The organism is Roseococcus sp. YIM B11640, assembly GCF_049727625.1.
Classification (GTDB): Bacteria; Pseudomonadota; Alphaproteobacteria; order Acetobacterales; family Acetobacteraceae; genus Roseococcus.
In genome coordinates, this window is the sequence record NZ_JBBJOZ010000008.1 from 17341 (window position 1) to 36070 (window position 18730).

The 18730-nt window shown below is 70.2% G+C and carries 15 protein-coding genes; 8 read left to right on the forward strand and 7 right to left on the reverse strand.

Features of this window, described 5'->3' with window-relative positions:
• Positions 1–131 precede the first annotated feature (131 nt).
• Together WJM96_RS22360 and WJM96_RS22365 are read left to right on the forward strand one after the other, a co-directional pair.
• Entirely contained in the window at positions 132–899 is a 768-nt protein-coding gene (locus tag WJM96_RS22360; protein WP_424814782.1) for a class I SAM-dependent methyltransferase, read from the forward strand.
• The gene (locus tag WJM96_RS22365; protein ID WP_424814783.1) at positions 896–1651 is read left to right on the forward strand and encodes a class I SAM-dependent methyltransferase; all 756 of its coding nucleotides are present in this window, start codon (positions 896–898) and stop codon (positions 1649–1651) included. The genes WJM96_RS22360 and WJM96_RS22365 overlap by 4 nt, the downstream gene beginning before the upstream one ends.
• Before the next feature lie 5 nt (positions 1652–1656).
• Here WJM96_RS22365 and WJM96_RS22370 read toward each other — a convergent pair whose 3' ends face one another.
• Entirely contained in the window at positions 1657–2478 is an 822-nt protein-coding gene (locus tag WJM96_RS22370; protein ID WP_424814784.1) for a universal stress protein, read from the reverse strand.
• Positions 2479–2707: 229 nt separating this feature from the next.
• Between WJM96_RS22370 and WJM96_RS22375 the strand changes: the two genes are divergently transcribed.
• Complete coding sequence (locus tag WJM96_RS22375; protein ID WP_424814785.1) at positions 2708–3874, forward strand: MFS transporter; 1167 nt, start codon at positions 2708–2710, stop codon at positions 3872–3874.
• Between the two features lie 24 nt (positions 3875–3898).
• Here the strand turns inward: WJM96_RS22375 and WJM96_RS22380 are convergent, their stop codons facing one another.
• Together WJM96_RS22380 and WJM96_RS22385 are read right to left on the reverse strand one after the other, a co-directional pair.
• Entirely contained in the window at positions 3899–5935 is a 2037-nt protein-coding gene (locus WJM96_RS22380) for a hydantoinase/oxoprolinase family protein (RefSeq protein ID WP_424814786.1), read from the reverse strand.
• Positions 5935–7569, reverse strand: coding sequence for a hydantoinase B/oxoprolinase family protein (locus WJM96_RS22385; protein ID WP_424814787.1), 1635 nt, complete (start codon positions 7567–7569; stop codon positions 5935–5937). Before WJM96_RS22385 ends, WJM96_RS22380 begins: the two co-directional genes overlap by 1 nt.
• 77 nt (positions 7570–7646) lie before the next feature.
• Between WJM96_RS22385 and WJM96_RS22390 the strand changes: the two genes are divergently transcribed.
• From WJM96_RS22390 to WJM96_RS22400, 3 genes are all read left to right on the forward strand, one after another.
• Positions 7647–8564: an SMP-30/gluconolactonase/LRE family protein gene (locus tag WJM96_RS22390; RefSeq protein WP_424814788.1), complete on the forward strand. Its 918-nt coding sequence runs from the start codon at positions 7647–7649 to the stop codon at positions 8562–8564.
• Between the two features lie 65 nt (positions 8565–8629).
• Positions 8630–9994: an LLM class flavin-dependent oxidoreductase gene (locus tag WJM96_RS22395; protein WP_424814789.1), complete on the forward strand. Its 1365-nt coding sequence runs from the start codon at positions 8630–8632 to the stop codon at positions 9992–9994.
• Positions 9995–10006: 12 nt separating this feature from the next.
• Positions 10007–11059, forward strand: a complete 1053-nt coding sequence (locus WJM96_RS22400; protein WP_424814790.1) for an Ldh family oxidoreductase — start codon at positions 10007–10009, stop codon at positions 11057–11059.
• Here WJM96_RS22400 and WJM96_RS22405 read toward each other — a convergent pair whose 3' ends face one another.
• From WJM96_RS22405 to tkt, 3 genes are all read right to left on the reverse strand, one after another.
• Complete coding sequence (locus WJM96_RS22405; protein WP_424814791.1) at positions 11060–12253, reverse strand: phosphoglycerate kinase; 1194 nt, start codon at positions 12251–12253, stop codon at positions 11060–11062.
• 165 nt (positions 12254–12418) lie between these two features.
• Entirely contained in the window at positions 12419–13441 is a 1023-nt protein-coding gene (gene gap, locus WJM96_RS22410) for a type I glyceraldehyde-3-phosphate dehydrogenase (protein WP_424814792.1), read from the reverse strand.
• On the reverse strand, positions 13438–15432 hold the full coding sequence (gene tkt / locus WJM96_RS22415) for a transketolase (protein ID WP_424814812.1): 1995 nt from the start codon (positions 15430–15432) through the stop codon (positions 13438–13440). The genes gap and tkt overlap by 4 nt, the downstream gene beginning before the upstream one ends.
• Before the next feature lie 258 nt (positions 15433–15690).
• On the opposite strand from tkt, the gene WJM96_RS22420 reads away from it, so the two are divergent.
• Both WJM96_RS22420 and WJM96_RS22425 read left to right on the forward strand, forming a co-directional pair.
• Complete coding sequence (locus WJM96_RS22420; RefSeq protein WP_424814793.1) at positions 15691–16575, forward strand: TauD/TfdA dioxygenase family protein; 885 nt, start codon at positions 15691–15693, stop codon at positions 16573–16575.
• 79 nt (positions 16576–16654) lie between these two features.
• Positions 16655–17638 carry a Bug family tripartite tricarboxylate transporter substrate binding protein gene (locus WJM96_RS22425; RefSeq protein ID WP_424814794.1) on the forward strand — a complete coding sequence of 328 codons (984 nt, stop codon included), beginning with the start codon at positions 16655–16657 and terminating at the stop codon, positions 17636–17638.
• Here the strand turns inward: WJM96_RS22425 and WJM96_RS22430 are convergent.
• Positions 17625–18629 (reverse strand): LacI family DNA-binding transcriptional regulator, encoded by a 1005-nt coding sequence (locus tag WJM96_RS22430; RefSeq protein ID WP_424814795.1) that lies wholly within the window; start codon positions 18627–18629, stop codon positions 17625–17627. The genes WJM96_RS22425 and WJM96_RS22430 overlap by 14 nt on opposite strands.
• Positions 18630–18730 lie beyond the last annotated feature (101 nt).

An 18730-nucleotide genomic window follows, 5' to 3' on the forward strand; every position in this document is an offset into this window, starting at 1 on the left:
GGCAGGGGGTTGTTTGGCAGCGGCATGCAACGGGGTCAAGCGTATGCTGCGGTGCGTCAAAGGGCGGTGCCGAACCCTTCCGCGGGCATGTACTGCCCTGTTAGTCTCGGCGGATGGGAACCGACTCTTCGATGACGCGCCTTTCGGATGAGGAGCTGCGGCAGCAGGTTCTCCAGCATTTCTGGTTCCACTCCATCCGGCTGCGGCCCGACATCGTCACACCCGGAAGGAAGAGCCCGGAGCTCCTGATGGCCGAGGAAGATGCCCTCCTCGGGCCCGTCGACCTGTCGGGGCGCAGCGTCCTCGATGTCGGGGCCTGGAACGGCTACTATTCCTTCGCGGCCGAGCGCCGCGGCGCTGCGAGTGTCCTCGCAACCGACAGCTACACCTGGGAACATCCCTCCTTCAGGGGCCTGGAGACGCTGAAGCTGGCGGCGGCGGAGATCGGGTCCGGGATCGAAACCCGCTTCGTCGATCCGATGGAGATCACACCGGAGATCGGCGAGTTCGACGTGGTCATGTTCTTCGGCGTCTTCTACCACCTCTTTGACCCGATCGAGGTCCTGCAGCGCCTCCGCGCCGTCACGCGCCACGTGCTGCTGATGGAGACGCATGAGGACGGGCGGGAGTTCGGCAAGCCCGTGATGGTCTTCTACCCGGGCGCCAGCCTGGCGGGAGACGGTACCAATTGGTGGGGGCCCAATCCCCAGGCCGTCCGCCACATCCTTGCGGAATGCGGCTTCGGGCGGGTTTTCTACCGGGAGCCGCGGGACGGCGTGCGCGGCGTCTTCGCCGTCCTGACGCCGGAGGCCGACACCTCGATTCTGACCGGGCTGGATGAGAGTTGGGTCGACCTCGACGCGCCCGGCGTGCTCGATTCGCTGGTGATCGGGCGATGAGCCTGTCGCTGGACGGCGACCTGGCCGAGGGCGCGGCGCATTTCGGCTGGCTGCAAAGCCTGCGGCTTTCGCCCGGCTTCGTGACCCCCGGCATCGTGGGCGAGGCGCATCTGCTGGCGGAGGAGCAGGCGCTGTTCGGATCGCTCAACCTCACCGGCGCGCATGTGCTCGAGGTGGGGGCCGCGAATGGGCATTTCAGCCTCGCCGCGAAGCGCCGGGGTGCGGCCCGCGTGCTCGCGACGGACCATACGGCCTGGACGCTGCCCGGCTCCACGGCGGAGGAGGCAACGAGATTTGCCGCCCGCGCTCAGGGCCTCGACATCGAGACGCTGGCCTTGGACCCACGCGCCCTCACGCCGGAACACGGTAGTTTCGACGTGGTGCTGGGCACCAATTTCTTCGAGCAGCTGTTCAACCCGCTGGCGGCCCTCAAGGCGATGCGGGCCGTCACGCGCCGCATGGTGCTGATCCAGACCCTGATGGACCTGCACGGCGACGCGCGGCCCGCAATGTCGGCGAACCTGATCGAGATGCCCTACGGCGCCACGGTCGCGGGCTGGGCGCCGAACCCGCCCTGCGTGATGCATCTGCTGCTGGAGCTGGGCTTCCAGCGCATATTTTTCCGCGAACACCCTTCCGAAGGCGCGCTGCGCGGCATCTTCGCGGGCTTCCTGTCCTCGGCCTCGCCCGCCGCCCTCACGCATTTCAACGCGCGGGCCGGCTGGACGCAACTCACGGGCCTCGACCGGTGAAGTGTTCAGCCATGGATGAAGACGGGGCAGGCGGCGGCGCGTAGCAGCCGCGCCACCGGACTGCCGAAGATCAGTCGCGCCACGCCATGCGCGTCATCAGCGCCGAGCACGATCATCCCGGCCCCCAGGCCGCGCGCCTCGGCCAGCAGCAGGTCGTCCAGTTCGCCCTCGGCCGGGAAGCAGGCCACGTCGAGGCCATGCGCGGCGAGATAGGCCTGCAGTGCCTCCGGGCGCGGCGCCTCGGAGAAGTCGACCAGCTTCACCTGATGCCCGGTGCCGATCCCGAGCGTGGCGAAGAGCTGAATGGTCCGCATGGCGGGCAGCGATCCGTCATAGCCGACGAGGATAGGCGCGCCGGGCGCGGGCAGCGGGCCGGGCGGCACGACCAGCAGGGGCCGCGCGCCATCTCGCACCAAGGTCCCGATGGAAGGGGAGAGCCCGTCCTCCGTGCGCTCCGTACCCAGGGTGCTGTCGCGGCCGATGACCAGCAGGTCCTGCGCCGCGCCCTCGGCGAGCAGGGCCTCCGCCGGCTCTTCCTCCCGGCGGACGATCGTGAAGGAGAGGTCGCCGCCCGCGGCTTCCCGGGCGGCGGCGATGACCGTGGCGGCCTCGGCCTCCAGCGCCGCCGCGCGGGCCTCGTTGCGGCGGGCCGCGAAGGCGGCGCCGCCCAGGGGGATCGCTTCGTAGGAACCGGTGGTGTGAGGGCGGTCGAGCGCCACGACCGCTGTCACCTTCGCGCCCGCGCGCCGGGCCAGGGCGAAAGCAAGGTCGCGCGCCGCGATGGCGCCGGGCGTGTCGTCGAGGGCCAGAAGAAGGGTGCGCAGCATGGGCGGAGCCTGCTTCGCCTCCACGGGCCCTGGCAAGGGGTTGCGCGGGGCGGGGGGCAGGGCTGCGGCGTTTGACTTTCGCCCTCCGGATGGGCGAAACCTCAGTCCATGGCACCCATCGCTCACCCCATGAGCGCCCGGCCGCGCGGACCGAAACGCGGCTGAGGCCGCTTTTCACCCACCCGCCGCCCCAAAGCCGGAGGAAGCGCCCGCTGGGCGCCTGATACCCATGTCCGCCACCGATTCCATGCCGCTGCCCCGCGGCCTGCAGTTTCCCATCTTCGTGCTCGCCGCCACCTGCGCCTTCGCCGGTGTCTGGATGAGCGTGCCGCTCGCCTCCGTCCTGCTGACGGAGCGCGGCGTCTCGCCTCCGATCGTCGGCCTCTATGCGGCCGCCGTCTGGGTCGCCGCGCTGCTGATGGCCCCCCTGACACCCTGGCTCGCGGGATGGGCGGGCGGCGCGCTACGGCTGCACCAGGTCTCGGGCTTCGTCTCGGGCCTCGCGCTGATAGGGCTGGGGATGAACCCCTCCCTGCCGCTGTGGTTCGTGTTCGGACCGCTGCTGGGCGCGTCCTCCTGCCTGACCTGGACGACCTCCGACGCGATCGCGGGCGCCATGGCGCCGCCGGGCCGCGAGGGGCAGTTCCTGGGCATCTACCAGACCTTCGTCTCGGCCGCGATCGGCGGCGGGCCGGCGGCGCTCTGGCTTGTCGGCGTGCGGGCGGAGGCCTTCTTCGGCTCGGCCGGATTCATGCTGCTTGGCCTCGCGCTGACGCTGCTGCTGCGTGAACCCGCGGGCGCGGTGCCGAGCCGCATGCGCGTCTCCGTGTTCCGCCTGCGGCCGGTGGCCTTGATGATGCTGGCGCCATCGGGCGCGGCGGTGCTCTGCGGCATGCTGGAGGGCTCGGCCGGCGCCGTGTTTCCCGTCCAGGGGCTGACCCTCGGCATGACAGCGACGGCCGCGGCCTCCATCGTCGTGGCCACGGGCTTCGGCAACATGCTGGCCCAGTATCCGGTGGGCGTGCTGGCGGACCGCTACGGCACGCACCGCGCCATGCTGGGCTGCGCCATCATGGTCGCGGTCGGCGTGCTGCTCTGGCCGCTGCTGGCGCCGGGCTGGGGGATCTGGCCCGTGCTGGCGATCTGGGGCGGCGCGGCGGGCTCGATCTACACCCTCGGCATGGTGCGGGCGGTGCAGCGCTTCGCCGGGCCCGCGCGGGCGCTGGGCATGGCGGGGCTGAACACCGCCTACCTGACGGGTGGGGCGCTGGGCGCGCCCCTGGGCGGCCTGATCCTGGAGGCCGTGCCCGGCTGGGGCCTGCCGGTCGCGCTGGCGCTGGTCGCCCTGGGCGGCGGTGCCGCGCTGTCCTGGGCGGCGCTGCGGCGGGGCGGGTAGGACCGTTTCGGATCGAGGCTGGCGTCAGCCAGGCACGAAAATCGTCAGCCAGCCGCCTGCATCCATGCGGGCGCGGTCGCCGGGGAGCAGCAGCACGGTCGTCGTCGCGCTTTCCACCACGGCGGGGCCGCTCACCTCCTGGCCCGCCGCCAGCGCCTCGAAGGCGTAGACGGGAAGCTCGGTCCAGCCTGTCTCCAGCAGCGCGCGGCGCGTGCCGAGCGGCTGTGCGGGCGTCGCCGCACCAGCCGAGCGCACGGGGAGCGCCGGCAGCAGCCCGGCAGCGGCAGCGCGGGCGGTGACCAGCACCACCTCCTCTTCCGGCAGGTCGTAGGTGAAGAGGGCGCGATGGCGTGCGTGGAAGGCCTCGCGCAGCCCCTCGCGGCTTGGGGCCGCGTCGTCCAGGGCCACGGTGATCTCGAAGACCTGCTCGCCGTAGCGCAGGTCCGCCGCGCGATGCGTGGCGACCTCGCCCTGGAACCATTGCGCGAGCTGGGCGCGCGCTTCTTCCTCCAGCCCGTCGAACAGGCGCGCGATGGCGGCGTCCTCCGGCATGGCGGTGGCGCCGACGACGCTGCGCGCGATCTCGTGCCGCAGCTCGGTCTGCAGCATGCCCCAGGCCGACAGTCCGGCCGCGAAAAGCGGCACGGCGATGCGCGCCATGCCGAGGTCCCGTGCCACGGCGCTCGCATGCAGCCCGGCGGCGCCACCGAAGGCGAGCAGCGTCGCGCCGCGCGGATCCACGCCGCGCCGCACGGTCGCGACGCGCACGCCATCGGCCATGCGTGCGTTGACCAGCCGATAGATGCCGAGCGCCGTCGCCTCCGGCGCGATGCCGAGCTTCTCCGCGAGCCGCGCGATGGCCGCCTCGCTCGCGCCCTTGTCCAGCAGCCGCGCGCCGCCGAGGAAGCGCGCGGGGTCGAGATAGCCGAGCGCCAGGTTCGCATCGGTCACCGCGGGCTCCGTGCCGCCATGCCCGTAGCAGGCCGGGCCGGGCCGCGCGCCGGCCGAGCGCGGCCCGACCTCCAGCGTGCCGCCGCTGCCCAGATGCGCGATGGAGCCGCCGCCCGCGCCGAGCGTGATGATGTCGAGGCTGTCCAGCGCGATGCGCTCGCCACCGACCTCGCGGCCGCGGCCCAGCGTGGCCTTGCCGTCCTGGATGAGCGCGATGTCCGTCGAGGTGCCGCCCATGTCGAGCGTCACCAGCTGCTCGCCCATGCCGCGCCGCGAGAGGGCCAGCGCCGCGGAGACGCCGCCGGCGGGCCCGGAGAGCGCCGTGCCCACCGCGAGGCGCGCGGCCTCCGCGATCGGCGCCATGCCGCCATGCGAGAGGATGACGAAGACCGGCTGGGCGTATCCCGCCTCGCGCAGCCGGCCTTCCAGCCGCATTAGGTAGCGCGAGACGACAGGACCGACATAGGCGTTCACTGCCGTCGTCGAGAAGCGCTCGAACTCCTTGATCTGCGGTAGGACGTCGGCGGAGCAGGTGACGAAGACGCCGGGCAGGGCGGCGCGCACCGCCTCCGCTGCCTCGTGCTCATGCCGGGGTGCGGCCCAGGAGTGGAGGAAGCAGATGGCGACGGATTCCACCCCCTCGGCGCGCAGCGTGGCGATGGCGGCATCGAGGCTGGCATGATCCAGCGCGACCTCCACGCTGCCATCGGGGCGCAGGCGCTCGCGCACCGGCAGGCGCAGCTCGCGCGGCACCAGCGCGGGCGGCTGCGGCAGGCGCAGGTTGTAGCGCTCGGGCTTGAGCCCCTCCCGCATGGCGATGACGTCGCGATGGCCCTCGGTGGTGAGCATCGCGGTCCTGGCGCCTCGCCGCTCCAGCAGGGCGTTGGTCGCGACGGTGGTGCCGTGGACGATGCGCACCGTCGAGCGCAGCAGCTCCCCTAACGGCAGGCCGAGCATCTTCGCGAGGTTCGCGATGCCGTCGAGCACCCCCTCGCTCTGGTCATGCGGGGTGCTGGCGGCCTTGGCGAGGTACTCGCGGCCCTCCGCGTCCACGCCGACCACGTCCGTGAAGGTGCCGCCGACATCGACGCCGATCGTGTAGCGCGTCATCAGGTGAGCCCTTCCTTGATGTCGCGCTCGATCAGCGCGGGGTCCCGTTTCGCCGGGTCGCCCCATCCGCCGCCACCGGCCGAGCGCACATGGATCACCTCGCCGGGCTGGATATCGATGCCGACCTCCTTGGTCTTCAGCACGCGTTCAGTGCCATCGGCGTGACGCAGCGCGTAGCGGTGCGGCGTGCTGTCCCGCCCGCCCGCGATGCCGGCGCTGCCGTGGAAAGCGCCGTCCCCGGCGGTATTGCCGCGCGCCGGCCCATCGCTGCGCACCACCAGCTCGAGCTCCGCGCCATGGCCGCCGCGATGCTGGCCGGCGCCTGCCGTGCCGGCGAGGAATTCGTGCTTGCGGAAATGCAGCGGGAAGCGAGCCTCGGCCATCTCGACGCTGCCGAATTTCAGTCCGCCCGCGCTGTGCCACTCGCCCGAGGTGGACCAGCCGTCGCCCTTGGCGTGGCCGCCCGCCCCGGGGCGTGCGTGGAAGAGGTGCCAGACGAACTTGCGGTCTGGCCGCCGCGCGTCCTTGCCGGTGATGGCGATGCGGAAGCGCCGGCCCCAGCCGCCCATGGCGCGCTCGGGGCAGCAATTCTCCATCGCGCGCATGATCGCCTCGACAATCTCGTTGCTGCAGTGGCTGGTGCAGAGCGTGACGGCCGCGCCCTCGCGCGCCCAGACGATGCTGCCCTCCCGCGCGATCACGCGCAGCGCGCGGAAGGCACCCTCGTTCTTCTGCACCTCCGGGTCCAGCAGATAGGCGAAGGCCATGCACACGGCCGAGAACATGTTGGGGTAGGAGGAGTTCACGATGCCCGCGACCTGGTCGTCGCTGGCCGTGAGGTCCACCGTCAGCGTGCCGCCCTGCTTGGTGCAGGTGGCCCGGATGGCGATGTTCTCCTTCCCGTGGCCGTCATCGTCCAGGATGGCCTCGCCGCTCCAGCTGCCGTCGGGCCAGGCTTCCACGATGCGCTTCGTATGGGCGTGCGCGAGGTCCAGGATCGCATCCACCGCGGCCATGAGCTGCGATGCCCCATGCTGCTCCAGCAGCGCGGACAACCGGTTGGCGCCAAGCTTGGCCGCCCCCAGCATGGCCGCGAGGTCGCCGCGGAAGTCGCGGTTGATGCGCGTGTTGAGCGCCAGCATCGCGACGAGATCCGGCCGCATGGTGAAATTCTCGCCGAGGCGGATCGGGGGGATGCGAAGCCCCTCCTGCCAGATCTCCGAGGCGCCGGGATTGTAGCCGCCATGGGTATTGCCGCCGATGTCGGATTGGTGCGCGCGGACGACGCTGTAGAAGCGGACGGCACCACCATCGAAGACGGGCAGCACGATCGTGAGGTCGGGCAGGTGACTGCCGCCGTGATAGGGGTCGTTCAGCAGGAAGACGTCGCCGGGCTTCATGTCGGAGCCGAAGGCCTCGACCACCGCCTTGGCCGCGAAGGGCATGGCGCCGACATGCACGGGGATGTGATCCGCCTGCGCCACCAGCCGGCAGGCGCCGTCCGTGACCGCGATGGAGAAGTCGCGGCTGGAGTTCAGGATCTGGCTGTAGGCGGTACGCAGCAGGCCCTCGCCCATCTCCTCGACGATCGCGGTGAAGCGGGCGGAGAGAACGGCGAGTGTCACGGGATCCATAGGCCGGGCAGCTCCATCTTGGCGGGTGCGCGAGCGTGGCGCATCCTTGCGCCAACAGAAAGGGGAGGTGCTCCGGAATGAGCCTCAAAGTTTTGGCTGAGGGCCTGCGTTTTCCCGAAGGGCCGGTAGCCTTGCCCGACGGGTCCATCGCGCTGGTGGAGATCGAGAAGCAGGTCATCTCGCGTATCGCGCCGGATGGAACCTACAGCATCATCTCCAGGACGGGCGGTGGTCCGAACGGGCTCGCGGCCGGGCCGGACAACACGCTCATCCTCTGCAACAATGGCGGCTTCGCTTGGCACGAGGAGCCGGAGATCCTGCGCCCGCACGGCGTGGCGCCTGACTACACCCATGGCCGGATCGAGGTCGTGGACATCGCCACCGGCGACGTGCGCACGCTGTATGACCGCGTGGGCGACGTGATGCTGAAGGGGCCGAACGACCTGCAGCTCGACGGCAAGGGCGGGTTCTGGTTCAGCGACCTCGGCAAGGTGCGCGGGCGCGACCGCGACCATGGCGGCGTCTATTGGGCGGCGCTCGACGGCTCGAAGATCATCGAGGCGGCCTATCCCATCTTCGGCGGCGCGAACGGCATCGGCATCAGCCCGGATGGCGAGAAGCTCTATGTCGCGGAAACCGAGACGGGGCGCCTCTGGGCCTTCGACATTCTTGGGCCCGGCCAGCTCCGCAAATGCCCCTGGCCGAGCACGAATGGCGGCCTGATGCTGTGCCAGTTCCCCGGCTATCGCCGCCTCGACAGCCTGGCCATCACAGATGCGGGCAACATCGTCGTCGCGACGCTCGTGGAGGGCGAGATCACCACGGTGACGCCCGCGGGCAAGATCATCGACGTGGTGAAGATGCCGGAGCGCATGCCGACCAACATCTGCTTCGGGGGGCCGGACCGGCGTACGGCCTACATCACGCTGTCCAACACCGGAAAGCTGGTGAGCATGAAGTGGCGCGAATCCGGCCTGCGGCTTCCCTACTGCTGACGCCGGGGCTTGCGACCGCTGCGATAGAGGAATGAGATGAGCTGATAAGCTCGGAGGAAGCGCGAATGGCGCCACGTCAGATGCATCTGGTGGGATTCCTGCAGGCCCAGAACTGCACGATCTTCGCAAGCTCGTGGCGCCATCCGGACAGCAGGTCGGACTTCCTGACCGCCGACTACTTCCAGGAGATCGCGCGCATCCTGGAACGCGGCAAGTTCGACCTCGGCTTCTTTGACGACCGGCTCTCCATGCCGGACCGCTTCGGCTCGGACCACGTCCATACCGTCGAGCACGGCATCCGCTGCGTGAAGATGGACCCGGTCGTGACGCTCACCATGATGGGCGCGGTGACGAGCCGGCTCGGCCTCGGGTCCACCGCCTCGACCACCTATTACGAGCCCTTCCACATCGCCCGCGTCTTCCAGACGCTGGACCTGATGAGCAACGGCCGCGCGGCCTGGAACGTCGTGACCTCGCTGAATGACGGCGAGGCCGCGAACATGGGCCATGACGAGGCGATGGCCCATGACGCGCGCTACGACCGCGCCGACGAGTTCGTGGAGGTCGTCCTTTCGCACTGGGATGCCTGGGAGGATGACGCGCTGATCGTCGACAAGGCGACGGGCCGCTTCGGCGATGGCCACAAGGTCCATCGGCTGAACTTCAAGGGCAACTTCCTGCAGAGCCACGGCACCTTCACGGTGCCGCGCAGCCCGCAGGGGCGGCCCGTGCTGATCCAGGCCGGCAGCAGTGGGCGAGGCAAGGCATTCTCGGCGCGCTGGGCCGAGCTGGTCTTCGTGGCCTATCACGACATCGCTGCCGGGCAGCGCGAGTACAAGGCCTTCAAGTCGGCCGTCGCCGCCGCCGGGCGCAATCCCGACCATGTGAAGGTCGCGACGCTGTGCAACCCGATCTGCGCGGCCACCAGGGCCGAGGCGGAGGACAAGGCCGCGCTGATCGCCAAGCTGCCGCTGGAGATCGACGCGCTCTCGCTGCTCTCGGAGGCGCTGAACTTCGACTTCGCCTCCAAGGGCATGGACGAGGCATTCAGCGACGAGGAGATGGCCGGCATCCAGGGCATGCAGGCCATCCGCGACCGCGTGGTTCAGCGGACCGGTAAGAAGAACCCGACGGTGCGCGACTTCATCGTGGGCAGCGGCCGCGGCCGCCCTCGCATGGACATGGTGGGCGGCCCGAAGGAGGTCGCGGACCAGATGGAAGAGTGGTTCACCGGCGGCGCCTGCGACGGCTTCGTCGTCTCGGCGGCCGTGATCCCCGGCGGCTACACTGATTTCGTGGAGCATGTGGTGCCCGAGCTGCAGCGGCGCGGGCTGTTCCGCCAGGACTATACGGGCCCGACGCTGCGGGACCATCTCGGCCTGCTGCGCTCCACCCGCGGCGACTGGCAGCAAGCCGCGGCCGCCGAATAGGGAGAAGACACCATGCCCACGCTTCCCGCCGAGCGCCTTCGCGAGATCGGCACCGCGCTCCTCGTCGCCAACCAGGTGCCGGAGAACGAGGCGGCGACCGTCGCGCGCCATGTCGTCAACGCCAACCTCGCCGGGCATGACAGCCACGGCGTCATCATGCTGCCCAACTATATCGAGCGCGTGCGCGCGGGGCAGATCGTCCCTGGCGCGCCCTTCACGATCGTTCAGGAGAGCCCGACCACCACGGTCGTCGATGGGAACTGGGGCTTCGGCTATGTCATCAACGAGCAGGCGATGCAGCTCACCATCGAGAAGGCGGAGAAGAACAACATCGCTGCCTGCACCGTCTTTCGGCAGGGGCATGTCGGCAGGCTCGCCAGCTATCCGCTGATGGCGGCGCGCGCGGGGATGATCGGCATGGCCTGGGCGGATTCCGGACGCTCGCCCAAGGGCGTCGCGCCGTTCGGCGGGCGCGCGGCTCGGCTCGGCACCAATCCCTGGGCTATGGCCGTGCCGTCCGATCTCGATGGGCCCTTCTGCATGGACTTCGCGACCTCCGCCGTCGCGATGGGCAAGATCAAGCTGGCGGAGGCGCGTGGGCAGGAGGTGCCGCGCGGCTGGATCGTGGACAGCGAGGGCGATCTCACCACCGATCCGAAGAAAATCCAGGGTGGCGCGCTGCTGCCGCTGGGCGGGCCGGGCGAGGGCTACAAGGGCACCGCGCTGGCCGCGATGGGCGAGGTGTTCTGCGGGCTGCTGACAGGCCTCGGCTTCGGCGTGGAGCCGACCGGCCGGCACAATGACGGCTGCTTCCTGATCGCCATCAAGGTGGAGGCCTTCCGGCCCTTGCTGACCTTCCGCAAGGAGGTCGCGGATTTCGCGCACTACCTGAAGGACACGCCGCCGGCCAAGGGCAGCAGCGGCGTGCTCTATCCCGGCGAGGTGGAGCACATCCAGGAAAGGAAGCGCGGCGCCGAGGGCATCGAGATCGAGGAGGCTACCTGGAAGAAGCTCGGCGCGCTCGCTGTCGAGGGCGGCATCGCCGAGCGCCTGGGCTTCGCGTGATCAGGCTTCCAGCGCAGCCACGCCCGGCAGCGTCTTGCCTTCCAGCCACTCCAGGAAGGCGCCGCCGGCGGAGCTGACATAGCTCATCCGCTCGGCCACGCCGGCATGGCGCAGCGCGGAGACCGTGTCGCCGCCGCCGCCGACCGAGCGCAGCTTGCCGGCCTCGGTCAGCCTCGCGGCCTCCTTCGCCACGGCGACGGTCGCCGCATCGAAGGGCACGATCTCGAAGGCGCCGAAGGGGCCATTCCAGACCAGCGTCTTCGCGGTCGCCAGGCGCTTGTTCACCTCGGCCACCGTGGCGGGGCCGACATCCAGCGCCATCATGTCCGCGGGCACGCCATCCACGCCGACGACCTTGTTGGGCGAGTTGGCGGCGAAGGCCTCGGCGACCACCAGGTCCACCGGCAGCACGATCTCGCAGCCGTTCTTCTTCGCGGCGGCGAGGATCTCGCGCGCCGTGTCGTGCATATCGGCTTCCTGCAGCGACTTGCCGACCGGATGGCCCTGCGCGGCGAGGAAGGTGTTGGCCATGGCGCCGCCGATGACCAGCACGTCGACCTTGGAGGAGAGATTGCCCAGCAGGTCGAGCTTGGTGGAGACCTTGGCGCCGCCGACGATGGCGACGACGGGCCGCTGGGGATTGCCGAGTGCCGCGTCCAGCGCCTCCAGCTCCCGCTGCATGAGGCGGCCGGCGTAGCTCGGCAGCAGCTTGGCGACGCCCTCGGTGGATGCGTGGGCGCGGTGCGCCGCGGAGAAGGCGTCGTTCACGAAGACATCGGCGAGCTTGGCCAAGCCTTGGGCCAGGGCCGGGTCGTTCTTCTCCTCGCCCGCGTGGTAGCGCGTGTTCTCGAGTAGCAGGACCTCGCCGTCCTTGAGCGCATGGGCGGCGGCCTCGGCCTCGCCGCCGATGCAGTCGTCGACGAAGGCCACCGGCTTGCCGAGGGTCTTGGCGAGCGCCTCCTGCATGGGCTTCAGCGACATCTCGGGGACGCGCTTGCCCTTGGGCCGATCGAAATGGGAGCAGACGATGACGCGGGCGCCCTTGCCGGCGAGCTCGGCGATGGTCGGGCAGAGGCGCTCGATGCGCGTCATGTCCGTGATCTTGCCGTCCTTGACGGGCAGGTTCAGGTCGGCGCGCAGCAGGACGCGCTTTCCGCGCGGGTCGAGATCATCGAGGGTGCGGAAGGCGGGCATCAATATCTCCAGCGGGAACGGATCGGGATGATGGAAGCCGCCCTCGGAGAATCCGGCCGCGATGCGGCCGGCGCGCCCAAACCTTCAGCGCCGCCGGGCGCGCCTTGACCGGCGCGAAGCCAAGGCCGCGGATGCGGCCGCCCGGCGTCTGAGGGCACTAAGTAATCAGAGCTTGCCGTAGTAGGCAGCCGTGTCCGACATGCGGTTCGAGAAGCCCCACTCGTTGTCGTACCAGGACATCACGCGCACGAGGCCGCCGTCGACCACCTGCGTCTGCGTCGCGTCGAAGGTGGACGAGTGCGGGTCGTGGTTGAAGTCCACGGAGACCAGCGGTGCCGTGTTGTAGCCGAGGATGCCCTTGAGCGGGCCGCTCTCGGAGGCCGCCTTCATCACGGCGTTGATCGCCTCCTTCGTCAGGCCTTCGGTCTTGGCCGGGACGAAGTCGAGCGAGACGAGCGAGACGTTCGGCGTCGGGATGCGGATCGCCGTGCCGTCCAGCTTGCCCTTCAGTTCCGGCATCACGAGACCGACGGCCTTGGCCGCGCCCGTCGAGGTCGGGATGGCGGAGACGGCGGCCGCGCGGGCGCGGTGGAGGTCCTTGTGCAGCGTGTCGACCGTGTTCTGGTCACCCGTATAGGCGTGGATGGTGACCATGTAGCCGCGCAGGATGCCGAAATTGTCGTGCAGGACCTTCGCGACCGGCGCCAGGCAGTTGGTGGTGCAGGAGGCGTTGGAGACGATCTTGTCCTCGGCCGTCAGCGTCGTGTGGTTCACGCCGTAGACGATGGTCTTGTCCGCGTTCTCGCCGGGGGCCGAGATCAGCACCTTCTTGGCGCCGGTGCCGAGCAGGACGGAAGCCTTGTCGCGGGCGGTGAAGATGCCCGTGCACTCCGCGGCGACGTCCACGCCGTCCCACATTAGCTTGGTCGGGTCACGCTCGGCCGTCACCTTGATCGGGCCCCAGGTCTTGCCATGGGCCTTGATGGTGATGCTGTCGCCCTCGACGATCACCTCGCCGGGGAAGCGGCCGTGCACGCTGTCGTAGCGGAACAGGTGCGCATTCGCCTCGACGGAGCCGAGGTCGTTGATCGCGACGAACTCGACATCGTCACGGCCGCTCTCGCAGGCGGCGCGGAGAACCAGGCGGCCGATGCGCCCGAAGCCGTTGATCGCGACCTTAACCGTCATTTGCTTCCATCCTTTGCCAGAAGTTTGGTGGCCGCCGCGACGATCGCGGCCGGCGTGATGCCGAAATGCTCGAAGAGATGCTCGGCGGGCGCGGAGGCGCCGAAGCCGGTCATGCCGACGAAGGCGGAGTTGGCGCCGAGCCAGCGCTCCCAGCCGAAGCCGAGCGCGGCCTCGATGCCGATGCGCGGGGCCTCGCCCAGCGTGGCGGCGCGGTACTCCTCGTCCTGCGCGGCGAAAAGTTCCCAGGAGGGGAGCGAGACCACGGCGGCCTGGATGCCCTGGGCGGCCAGCGTCTCGCGCGCCTTGACGGCGAGATGCACTTCGCTGCCCGTGGCGATGAGCGTCACGTCGCGCCCGCCCTCGGTCTCGGCCAGCACGTAGCCGCCGCGGGCGGAACGGTTCTCGCCGGCATCGTCGCGCAGCGCGGGCAGGCCCTGGCGCGACAGGGCGAGGACGCTCGGCCCCTCAGCGCGGCGCACCGCGAGTTCCCAGCACTCGGCCGTCTCCATGGCGTCGGCCGGGCGGAAGACGTGCAGGTTCGGGATGAGGCGCAGCGAGGCGATGGTCTCCACCGGCTGGTGCGTCGGCCCGTCCTCGCCCAGGCCGATGCTGTCATGCGTCAGCACGTGGATGACGCGCTGATGCATCAGCGCCGCGAGGCGGATCGAAGGCCGCATGTAGTCGGCGAAGACGAGGAAGGTGCCGGAATAGGGGATGATGCCGCCATGCAGCGCCATGCCGTTCATCGCGGCGGCCATGCCGTGCTCGCGCACGCCGTAATGGATGTAGCGCCCGGCGTAGTTGCCCGGCGTGATGGCGGGAATGCCCTTCACATCGGTGTTGTTCGAGCCCGTGAGGTCGGCGCTGCCGCCGATCATCTCCGGCACCGCCGGAACCAGGGCGCCGAGCGCGCGCTGGCTGGCGACGCGGGTGGCGAGCTTCGGCTTCTCGGCGGCGATGGAGGCGCGCAGGGCGTTCAGCGGCTCGGCCCAGTTCTCCGGCAGCTTGCCGGCCATCGCGCGCTCGAACTCCGCGCGCATCGGATGCTTGGCGAGGCGCTTCAGCCAGGAGCGGCGCGTGCCGGCGGAGCGGCGGCCGGCCTCTTCCCACTTGGCCTTCAGGCCTTCGGGCACCGTGAAGGGCTCGGCGTTCCAGCCGAGCGCGGACTTCGCGGCCGAGATCTCGTCGGCGCCGAGCGGCGCGCCGTGGCTGCCCGCCGTGCCCGCCTTCTTCGGCGCAGAGAAGCCGATGATGGTGCGGCAGGCGATGATGGTCGGCTTCTTGCTGCGCTGGGCCACGGCCATGGCGGCGGCGAGCTGCGCGGGGTCATGCCCGTCCACGCGCTTGGTCGCCCAGCCATAGGCCTGGAAGCGCTTGAGAACGTCCTCCGAGAAGGAGATCTCGGTGTCGCCGTCGATGGAGATGTGGTTGTCGTCCCACAGCACCGTCAGCTTCTCGAGCTTCAGGTGGCCGGCCAGAGAGGCGGCCTCGTGGGAAATGCCTTCCTGCAGGTCGCCGTCCGAGCAGATGACCCAGGTGCGGTGGTCCACCAGCGACTTGCCGAAGCGGGCGGCCAGGTGCCGCTCGGCCAGCGCCATGCCCACAGCGGTCGAGATACCCTGGCCGAGCGGGCCGGTCGTGGTCTCGATGGCGGGGTGCTCGCCGAATTCGGGGTGGCCCGCGGCGGGGGAGTGGAGCTGGCGGAAGTTCTGCAGCTGCTCGATGCCCATGCCCGCATGCCCGGTCAGGTGCAGCAGGGAGTAGAGCAGCATCGAACCGTGGCCGGCCGAGAGCACGAAACGGTCGCGGTCGGGCCAGCGGGGATCGGCCGCGTCGTATTTCAGGAACTTGGTGAAAAGCGCCGTAGCGACATCGGCCATGCCCATCGGCATGCCGGGGTGTCCCGATTTCGCCTTTTCGACCGCATCCATGGCCAGGGCCCGGATGGCATCGGCCATTCGGCGGTCCTCGGTCGCGGGCTGCGCCAGCATGGCGGCCTGGACGGCGAGGGCGGGGTTGGGGGCAGAGGAATCGACGATGCTGGCCAAGGTGACGGGCTCTCAACTTTGGCGTCCGGCTATAGAGCCAGGGCTTAGCGCGGGCAAGTTTGGGCGGGCATGTGTCCGGGACATGGGAAGCGCGTCAGGCCTGCAAAGGCAGCCGCGTTGCAAGTCCTAATTTAATCGATTAAATTCAGCTCCGGAAACCCCCGAGGCGGCAAAGACCGCCCGCTGTCCAGGAGAAACAGTATGGCTTCGCTGACCATCACCCCCGTCAGGCCCGACTTTGTCGCGGAAGTCACCGGCATCGACCTGCGGGAAAAAATTTCTCCGGCCACCGCCACCGAGATCCACGCGGCCATGGACCGCTACGCCACCCTGATCTTCCGCGACCAGGCGCTGGACGACGCCCAGCAGCGCGCCTTCGGCGAGGCGCTCGGCACCATCGAGGCGAGCCGCGCCACGGTCGATGCCGAGAAGACCCGCCTGGCCGACAAGACCATCAACGACATCTCCAATCTGGCCCCAGACGGGACCATTCTGGCGGCCGATGCCCGGCGGCGGATGTTCAACCTCGGCAACCAGCTCTGGCACAGCGACAGCAGCTTCAAGGCGGTCCCGGCGCTCTATTCCATGCTGCATGCCCGCGTGATTCCGCCGAGCGGCGGCGCGACCGAGGTCGCGGATATGCGCGCCGCCTGGGATGCGCTGGACCCGGAGATGCAGGCCAAGGTCCGCGACCTGGTCTGCGAGCACAGCCTGCTCTACTCGCGCCAGCTGCTGGGCTTCACCGAGTTCACCGAGGCCGAGCGTGCCAGTTTCGCGCCGGTGCAGCAGCGCCTGGTCCGGTACTTCCCCACGACCGGCCGACGCAGCCTGTTCCTGTCGTCCCATATCGGCCGCATCCTCGGCTGGCCGGTTCCCGAGGCGCTCGCCCTGGTTCGCGACCTGATGGAGCACGCGACCGACCGGCGCTTCGTGTACAGCCACGCCTGGCGAGTGAACGACCTGCTGATGTGGGACAACCGCACGACCATGCATCGCGGCCGTTCCTATGACGACAAGCGCTACCCGCGCGACATGCGGCGCGTCACGCTGATGGACGCGGCCTCCACCCTGCAGCAGGCCGCCTGAGCCTGCCTCCGGCGCCGGGACAGGATCCCGGCGTCCACCCCTGTCGCCCATTCAAGAAAAACCACGGGAAACAACCAAGATGGCAGATGTGACGCGGCGCCTGCGCGCCGCCCTTGGCGTTGGCGTGGCCCTGCTGCTCGGCACCCCCGCCTTCGCGCAGAACGCCCTTCCGGATCGCCCCTTGCGCATCATCAGCGGCTTCGCGCCAGGCGGGTCCAGCGACACGCTCACGCGCCTGGTGGCCGATGCCATCAGCCCGATGCTGGGCCAACGCGTGGTGGTGGAGAATCGCACGGGCGTGAACGGCGTGGTCGCCGCCGCCTATGTGGCCCAAAGCCCGCCTGACGGCACGCTGCTCTACCAATGCTCCATGAGCACGCTGGCCATCACGCCGCAGCTCCAGGGCGCCACGCTGCCGCTCGATCCTGGCACCGAAACGGGGCCGGTCGCCAATGTCGCGCTCTCCTCCTACGGGCTCTTCGTCGGCGCGGGCAGCGAGTTCCGCAGCGTCGGCGACATCCTCGGCGCCGCGCGCGCCCGTCCCGGCCAGATCACCTTCGCGAGCCCCGGCGCCGGCTCCGCCCAGCATCTCTCCGGCGAACTGATGAAGAGCCTGGCGCGCGTGGACATGACGCATGTGCCCTATCGAGGCACGGCGCCCGCCATCCTGGACATGATGGCCGGCCGCATCGACTTCATGATCGGCAATCTCGGCGACGCGACGCGCCAGACGCAGTCGGGCGACCTGCGCCTGCTGGGCATCGGCGACCCGACGCCTTCGCCGGTCTTCCCCGATGCGCCGCGCATCTCCGCCACCATCCCCGGCTTCGACGTGACGGGCTGGTTCGGCATGTGCGCGCACAAGGACATGCCCGACGCGCTGCGCCAGATCTGGGCCGGCGCCATCGGCCGCGCGATGCAGGACGCCACGCTGCGCCAGCGCCTGGTGGACCTCGGCTTCACGCCGCATTTCGAGGGCACGGCCGACTTCACCCGGCGCCTCGCCGCGGACCGGCTGAGCTGGGCGCGTGTGATCTCGGAGGGGAACGTCAGGGCGAACTAGTCGTCCCGCGGATCACGAAGCCGGGCTGGAGCACCAGCTCCCGCACCGGCTGGCTGGGCGCGGCGATGCGCTCCAGCAGCATTTCCGCGGCGCGCACGCCCAGCTCGCGCCGCGGCACCGAGACGGTCGTCAGCTGGATCTGCGGCAGGGCCGCCACGAAGGTATCCTCGAAGCCGACGACCGACAGGCCGCCCGGCACGGCGAGCCCCCTGTCCGCCGCCGCGACCGTGGCGCCGAGCGCCATGATGTCCGAGGTCGCGATCACCGCGGTCGGCGGTTCGGGCAGGGTCAGCATCCGCGCCGTGCCCTCGCGCCCGCCCTCGATGGAGATCTCCGCCTCCGCGACGCAGCCGGGCGCGGGCGGTGCGCCGTGCTCCTCCAGGAAGCGACGGAACTCGGCCTCCCGCGCATCGCTGGGGCTGGAACCCAGATGCGCGCGCAGCAGCCCCACGCGCCGGTGCCCGAGCGACCACAGGTGCTCCAGCGCGGCGCGCATGCCGGCGGCGTCGTCCAGGCCCACGAAGCTCGTCTCGCTTCCGCCCGTGCGGCGCCAGAAGGAGACCAGCGGCACGCCTGCCTTGAGCGCGCGCGTCGTGTCCTCGGTGCGCGAGGAGTAGGAAAGCAGCAGGATGCCGTCGACCATGTGGCGCAGCAGGTGCGTCATATGCCACTCCTGCAGATCCTCCCGCGATTCCGTGTTGCAGATGATGGTCTGGTAGCCGAGCGGCGTGAGCACGCTGCTGATGCCCAGCAGCAGGTCCGCATAGAACGGGTTCGCGAGGTTGGAGACGACGATCCCCACCGTCCCGCTATGCCCCGTCCGCAACGCGCGCGCGATCGGCGAGATCTGGTAGCCGAGCTCCGTGGCGGCGCGCCGCACGCGCTCCTTCGTCTCGGCCGCCACGATGGGCTTGCCCGCCAGCGCGTTGGAGACCGTGGCCTCGGAGACGCCGACGAGCCTGGCCACGTCGCGGATGGTGACGCGGGCCATGTCAGGCGGCGGCGCCGGGGAGGGGGCAGCGGATTCGCACGCGCGCAGGTTAGCGGAGCGGCGCGTGGGCGGCGAATGCGCCAGTGCTTGCCAAGTGCCGT

Excerpts from the sequence above, each read along its gene's own strand:
- WJM96_RS22400 (WP_424814790.1), top strand. The coding sequence starts at position 10,007 with ATGCCCACGCTTCCCGCCGAGCGCCTTCGCGAGATCGGCACCGCGCTC.
- WJM96_RS22370 (WP_424814784.1), bottom strand. The coding sequence starts at position 2,478 with ATGCTGCGCACCCTTCTTCTGGCCCTCGACGACACGCCCGGCGCCATC.
- WJM96_RS22405 (WP_424814791.1), bottom strand. The coding sequence starts at position 12,253 with ATGCCCGCCTTCCGCACCCTCGATGATCTCGACCCGCGCGGAAAGCGC.
- WJM96_RS22385 (WP_424814787.1), bottom strand. The coding sequence starts at position 7,569 with ATGGATCCCGTGACACTCGCCGTTCTCTCCGCCCGCTTCACCGCGATC.
- WJM96_RS22380 (WP_424814786.1), bottom strand. The coding sequence starts at position 5,935 with ATGACGCGCTACACGATCGGCGTCGATGTCGGCGGCACCTTCACGGAC.
- gap (WP_424814792.1), bottom strand. The coding sequence starts at position 13,441 with ATGACGGTTAAGGTCGCGATCAACGGCTTCGGGCGCATCGGCCGCCTG.
- WJM96_RS22425 (WP_424814794.1), top strand. The coding sequence starts at position 16,655 with ATGGCAGATGTGACGCGGCGCCTGCGCGCCGCCCTTGGCGTTGGCGTG.
- WJM96_RS22430 (WP_424814795.1), bottom strand. The coding sequence starts at position 18,629 with ATGGCCCGCGTCACCATCCGCGACGTGGCCAGGCTCGTCGGCGTCTCC.
- WJM96_RS22360 (WP_424814782.1), top strand. The coding sequence starts at position 132 with ATGACGCGCCTTTCGGATGAGGAGCTGCGGCAGCAGGTTCTCCAGCAT.
- WJM96_RS22395 (WP_424814789.1), top strand. The coding sequence starts at position 8,630 with ATGGCGCCACGTCAGATGCATCTGGTGGGATTCCTGCAGGCCCAGAAC.
- tkt (WP_424814812.1), bottom strand. The coding sequence starts at position 15,432 with ATGCTGGCGCAGCCCGCGACCGAGGACCGCCGAATGGCCGATGCCATC.
- WJM96_RS22375 (WP_424814785.1), top strand. The coding sequence starts at position 2,708 with ATGTCCGCCACCGATTCCATGCCGCTGCCCCGCGGCCTGCAGTTTCCC.
- WJM96_RS22365 (WP_424814783.1), top strand. The coding sequence starts at position 896 with ATGAGCCTGTCGCTGGACGGCGACCTGGCCGAGGGCGCGGCGCATTTC.
- WJM96_RS22420 (WP_424814793.1), top strand. The coding sequence starts at position 15,691 with ATGGCTTCGCTGACCATCACCCCCGTCAGGCCCGACTTTGTCGCGGAA.
- WJM96_RS22390 (WP_424814788.1), top strand. The coding sequence starts at position 7,647 with ATGAGCCTCAAAGTTTTGGCTGAGGGCCTGCGTTTTCCCGAAGGGCCG.